5 protein-coding genes and 1 pseudogene are annotated in these 4,948 nt (G+C 70.8%); 3 read left to right on the top strand and 3 right to left on the bottom strand.

Annotated features, from left to right (window positions below; all coding sequences use genetic code 11):
* Together AC2VOR_RS08050 and AC2VOR_RS08045 are read left to right on the top strand one after the other, a co-directional pair.
* Positions 1-179 (top strand): annotated as a pseudogene (locus tag AC2VOR_RS08050) (Ni/Fe hydrogenase subunit alpha); the annotation flags it as partial.
* Positions 176-661, top strand: a complete 486-nt coding sequence (locus AC2VOR_RS08045) for a hydrogenase maturation protease (protein ID WP_369739934.1) — start codon at positions 176-178, stop codon at positions 659-661. The pseudogene AC2VOR_RS08050 and the gene AC2VOR_RS08045, both read left to right, overlap by 4 nt.
* Here the strand turns inward: AC2VOR_RS08045 and AC2VOR_RS08040 are convergent.
* Positions 615-1,016, bottom strand: a complete 402-nt coding sequence (locus tag AC2VOR_RS08040; RefSeq protein WP_369739933.1) for a DUF302 domain-containing protein — start codon at positions 1,014-1,016, stop codon at positions 615-617. The two genes, AC2VOR_RS08045 and AC2VOR_RS08040, sit on opposite strands and share 47 nt — an antisense overlap.
* A 219-nt stretch (positions 1,017-1,235) precedes the next feature.
* Here AC2VOR_RS08040 and AC2VOR_RS08035 point away from each other — a divergent pair, with 219 nt between their 5' ends.
* A complete protein-coding gene (locus tag AC2VOR_RS08035; protein ID WP_369739932.1) occupies positions 1,236-2,681 on the top strand; it encodes a bifunctional lysylphosphatidylglycerol flippase/synthetase MprF in 1,446 nt (481 codons plus the stop codon).
* Here AC2VOR_RS08035 and AC2VOR_RS08030 read toward each other — a convergent pair.
* Both AC2VOR_RS08030 and AC2VOR_RS08025 read right to left on the bottom strand, forming a co-directional pair.
* Positions 2,629-3,057: a pyridoxamine 5'-phosphate oxidase family protein gene (locus tag AC2VOR_RS08030; protein ID WP_369739930.1), complete on the bottom strand. Its 429-nt coding sequence runs from the start codon at positions 3,055-3,057 to the stop codon at positions 2,629-2,631. The genes AC2VOR_RS08035 and AC2VOR_RS08030 overlap by 53 nt on opposite strands.
* A 285-nt stretch (positions 3,058-3,342) precedes the next feature.
* The gene (locus AC2VOR_RS08025) at positions 3,343-4,320 is read right to left on the bottom strand and encodes an Acg family FMN-binding oxidoreductase (RefSeq protein WP_486963552.1); all 978 of its coding nucleotides are present in this window, start codon (positions 4,318-4,320) and stop codon (positions 3,343-3,345) included.
* Between the last annotated feature and the right edge of the window lie 628 nt (positions 4,321-4,948).

The following is a 4,948-nucleotide window of genomic DNA, read 5'->3' as shown; positions in this document are numbered from 1 at the left end:
TCCCGCCCACCTCCCAGAACCAGGCCGCGATCGAAGCCGACCTGGCCGGTGTCGTGGCCGGCAACCTCGCGCTCGACGACGCCGCGCTGACCACCCTGTGCGAACGGGTGATCCGCAGCCACGATCCCTGCATCTCGTGTTCGGCGCACTTTTTGACCCTGACGGTGGACGGGCGGTGAGCGCCGGCGTCGTCGTGCTCGGCCTGGGCAACGCCTACCGGCGCGACGACGGCGTGGGCGTCGCCGCCGCGGCGGCGTTCGAGCGGCTCGCGTTGCCCGGCGTCGAGGTCCGCGCGGCGATCTCGGACCCCATGGACCTGATCGAGGCGTGGTCGGGCCGGGACCTGGCGGTGGTGATCGACGCCGTCGTCACCACCCCGGCGGTGCCGGGCCGCGTCCGCCGCTGCGCGCTGGGCGACCTGGACACCGGGGCGGGCCTGAGTTCGCACGGCCTCGACGTCGCGGGGGCCCATGCGCTGGGCCGGGCGCTCGGACGGGTGCCCGGCGCGGTGGTGGTGTTCACCGTCGACGCCGCCGACGTCGGGCACGGGCCCGGCCTGACTCCCCGGGTCGCGGCGGCCGTGCCACGCGTGGTCGAGCAGGTCGTGAACGAGGTCAGCCGCCCGACAGCGAACCGATCGCGGCGCCCAGCTTCGCGGTGACCTCGTCGGCGACGGCCACCAGCTCCTTGTTGCCGGTGACCTGGACCAACACGGCCGGGTTCATGCCCTCGATGATGACGATCCCCGGGGCGTCCGGGTCGGCGCGGACCACCACGTTGCAGGGCAGCAGCAGCCCGATCTCCCGTTCCAGGCCGATCGCCCGATGGGCCAGCACCGGGTTGCACGCGCCGAGGATCAGGTAGTCCTCCATGTCCACGTCGAGCTTGGCCTTGACGGTCGCGGCGACGTCGATCTCGGTCAGCACGCCGAAACCCTGATCTGCCAGCGCTTTTCGGGTGCGGGCCACCGCGTCGTCGAATCCGGTTGCCAAGCTCGTCGACAGTGCGATGCCCACGCTCGGTCCTCCACCCCCGCGCTGCGCGTTCATATCCCGACATCGCAGCACGCGCGCGGGCCCGGGGGCGAGGGACCGAAGTCCCACGACGGAAGGACCTTGGTCGCCGAACACGACGTGCCGACCTGAGGACGAACGGCTCTCGCGGACGGGCCCGGGCGCCAATTAGCGTGAACCCTCTGGTGCGCGGGCACCGGCTACCCGGGGAGCGAACACGGCATGAAGGTCAGGCGGGACGGCGGGCGCCCCGCTTCGGTGCGCGGCCGGGAACGGGTGCTGGTCAGCGCCGACGTCCCGGCGGCCCGCATCGGCAGCGTGGTGCTGCTGGCGTGCGTGCTCGGCTGGACGACGGTGCTGGCCGCGCGCCACTACCTCGGCGACGGCCGGGTCAGCCCCGGCCGGTTCGGGTGGTCGTTGGCGTTGCTCGGCGCGGTCGCGCTGATCGCGCGGGGCATCTTCCTGGGCCGGCCGGTCACCACCGGGCATGCCTGGGCGGCGGCCGGCGCGGTGGCCGGCGGGCTGTGCGCGCACTTCCTGTCGTTCGCGCTGCCCGGCAACCTGCTGGTCGCCGGCGCCGGGGCGGCCCTCATGTGGCCCACCACGGTGCGCCCCCAGCCCGAATTGCTCGAGCAGGTCTGGACGCTGGTCGACGCCACCCACGGGGATGCGTTGGCGCCCTTCGCCATGCACTCGGGCAAGAGCTATCACTTCAACGCCGAGAAGACCGCGGCCATCGCCTACCGCGCCCGGCTCGGATTCGCCGTGGTCAGCGGCGACCCGATCGGCGACGAAGACCGGTTCGGCGACCTGGTCGCCGACTTCGTGCGCAGCTGCCGCGAGCGGGGCTGGCGCATCATCGTGCTGGCCGCGGGCCAGCGGCGGCTGGAGCTGTGGCGCGGCGGGGCGGTGAGCGCGCCGGTGCTGGCCGTGCCGATCGGGCACGACGTCGTCGTCGACGTCGGCCGGTTCAACCTGCGGGGCCGGCGATTCCGCAACCTGCGCCAAGCGGTGCAGCGCACCCGCAACGGCGGGGTCACCACCGAGATCGTCGACGAACAACACCTCGACGGCCCGCTGACCGCCCAGCTCACCGAGGTGTTGTATTCGGCGCACCGCGTCGCACGCACCGAACGCGGCTTCTGCATGAACCTCGACGGGGCCCTGCAGGGCCGCTTCCCCGGGATCAGGCTCGCCGTCGCCCGCGACCGGGACGGGCGAGTGGTGGCCTTCCACCGGTACGCCACGGCCGGGCACGGTTCGGAGGTGTCCCTCGACGTGCCCTACCGCCGCCCCGACGCGCCCAACGGCGTCGACGAGCGGCTCAGCGTCGACATGATCCTCGACGCGCGAGCCCATGGTGCCCAACGCCTTTCGCTGGCCTTCGCGTCGTTCCCGGAAATCTTCGACGCGACCCGCCCGACCGTGGCGCAGCGCGTCGCCTACCGCCTGATCCATCTGCTGGATCCGCTGATCCGGCTGGAGTCCCTCTACCGCTACCTGTGCAAGTTCCATGCGCTGGGGGAGCGGCGCTACGTGGTGCTGTGCGCGCGCCACATCCCTTCCGCGCTGATCGTGCTGCTGTCCCTGGAGTTCCTGCCGCGCCCGCGCCGGCTCAGGAGCGGTCCTGGCGGGGCGGCCCGCCGAACCGGAAACGGCGGCCCGTGACACGCCGGGGGATGACCCGCACATAGTGCGACTTCTCCGACGTCGTCCACGGCAACACCTGGGCGCGCTCGGCGTCCTCGATCTCCTCGTTCGTGCGCAGCGACCGGGCGGTGCCCCGGATGATCACGCTCCAGCCCTCGGCGACGTTGTGGTCGTCGACCTCGAAAAGCACGTCGTTGTTGATCACGGTGCTGACCAGCTTGGTGCCTTCGGCGGTGCGGAACAGCACGCTGCGGCGCTGCACGACGTAATTGACCGGGAAGATCTCGGGCTGGCCGTCGACGCTGGTTACCAGCCGCCCCAGCGTCACACCGGCCATCAGGTCCCAGCATTCGCTCTCCGGCAGGATGCTGACCCCATCATCGATCATTGACATCGGCCATCCCCTTCGTCGACACGGCTGTGTCCCCGATGCTAGCCGCGCGGTGCGCCGCGGACGCCGGCCGAAGGTCCCGCGCCGCAGGGACCAAAGTTGTTCGCCCGGTTGGCCGGTGCCGGGGACCGGCGTTGCCACGCAGTGCCCGGGTGGCCGAATGCCTCGACGTAAGCAACTACCGCGCACGAGTTTCCCACGAACCACCCCGCATCGGGTATCGCGGTTTGGTTCGCTGGGGCCGTATCCGAAAAAGGGCCGTATCCGAAAAGAGCGGCCCACGCCGGGTCAGCGGATCTCGAGTACCTCGTCCACCGGGCGCCGCGGTGTGGGAGGCGGTGGGAACTCCATGCGCGGTGCAATCCCGGCGCGGATCAGCAGCTGCGGCTGGCCCTGCTCGTCGAGCAGGCGGCGCACGATGTCGCGGCTTTCGTCCAACTCGATCAGATGCGTCAGCGTGCACGTCGCCAGGAACGCCAGCGTGCATTCCAGCAGGACCGTCGACAACGCCTCGCCGCACCGCAACGCGTCCTTTCCGGTGTCCTCAGCGGAGGACACCACGAGAATCTTCGACCAGTCCGCCCCGACCTCCGGGCGCCGGTCCCCGTGGCCGCGTGCGGGGAACTCGCGTCCCACATCGACCCGGCGGTGTTCCTTCTCGGAGGCCAGCGCGCTGGGCGGCACCCCCTCGGTCAGCGCGAACGGTGAAGTCCACCAATCGAGTTCGGCGTGATAGGAGGAATCGTCGCGGCGCAGCAACCCGCTGAGCTGTGACGCCCTGGCCAGCAGCGGACGCACGTCGTCGGAGAGCACGTCGAGCCGCACGGGGCCGTCGGCGATGACGCCGCGCAGGCTGGGTTCGAAGATGTTCCAGTAGGTGGGCTGTCCCAGCGGGAGCCGGTCGGTTCTGCGGTGCAGGATCGCCGCGGCGTGGTCGCGCTGAGACTTGGCGACGTGGTCGACGGAACGGAACTCGATCGACGCCAAACGGTCGGGGTCCCCCGGGCTGGGGAACCGGTCGACGACCGCGCGCCAACCCGCGGCCAGCATCGCGACCCGGAAGTGATCGAGCACGGCGCCGCAGCTGATCAGCGCCTGCCGGCCCGAACGGTCCGTGCCCGGCACCATGCGCCGGCGATCCAGGTACAGGTGCACCACGCCGTTGCCGGCGACCCATCGCCACGGCTGGCTGTTGTGCACCGACGGGGCGCGGCACGCCAACCGCACCGCCCCGCGGAGAATCTCGGTGTCCGGCGTCTTGCCCATGACGTCAACCTCTCGCCCGGTCCCGCCTGCCCTCGAGGGTAGAAAGCAGCAGCGTTGACGACTAGGGACGTTGGTCCCGTCCCGCGGGGCCGTTGGACGCCCCGCCACGTTCGGCTTTCGCGCTTCCGACCACGTCGGCCGGCGTGCGCAGCGACGCGTGGTCCGACTCGGGGGTATCCCCACGTGGGTATGCCACGTGGGGATGTGCACGCGGAGCCGGCCGTGGATGCCGCCCCGGCCGTTGCGCCAGGCCATGGAGTCGAGGTCCACCCGGATGCGCAACAGCGCGTCCTCGCGGATGCCGTCAGGGTCGACTTCGGGAGCGATCCTGGTCGCCATGGCCGGCCCCGCGTCACGGGTGGAACGGCCCGGTTCTCGATGGCGGGGTTCTCTCCGCCGGCCCCATCGTTTCCGCGCGACCCGTCACGCGATGGAGACGCACGCCGTCGGCTCTCGGGTGAGGGGCTTCTAGCTGTTGCGGGTTGAGTGGTCGGTAGTTGATGCTCCTATTTCTGTTAAAAGTCAAGCGGCGTGTGAGGTGTTTCTGACTTTGCGATAGACATTCGCGTTTGATCAGACAACATCGTCGGGATCCTGTATGGGTTGAGTGTGCCTTTGCTGGCGGTGC

This window comes from Mycobacterium sp. TH-M103 (assembly GCF_057473785.1).
The sequence above is the reverse complement of the archived record's forward strand: the minus strand, read 5'-3'. Positions and strand labels throughout refer to the sequence as shown.

What these genes read in the sequence shown, in the direction of transcription:
- AC2VOR_RS08035 (WP_369739932.1), top strand. Translation starts at nt 1,236, where the DNA reads ATGAAGGTCAGGCGGGACGGCGGGCGCCCCGCTTCGGTGCGCGGCCGG.
- AC2VOR_RS08030 (WP_369739930.1), bottom strand. Translation starts at nt 3,057, where the DNA reads ATGTCAATGATCGATGATGGGGTCAGCATCCTGCCGGAGAGCGAATGC.
- AC2VOR_RS08025 (WP_486963552.1), bottom strand. Translation starts at nt 4,320, where the DNA reads ATGGGCAAGACGCCGGACACCGAGATTCTCCGCGGGGCGGTGCGGTTG.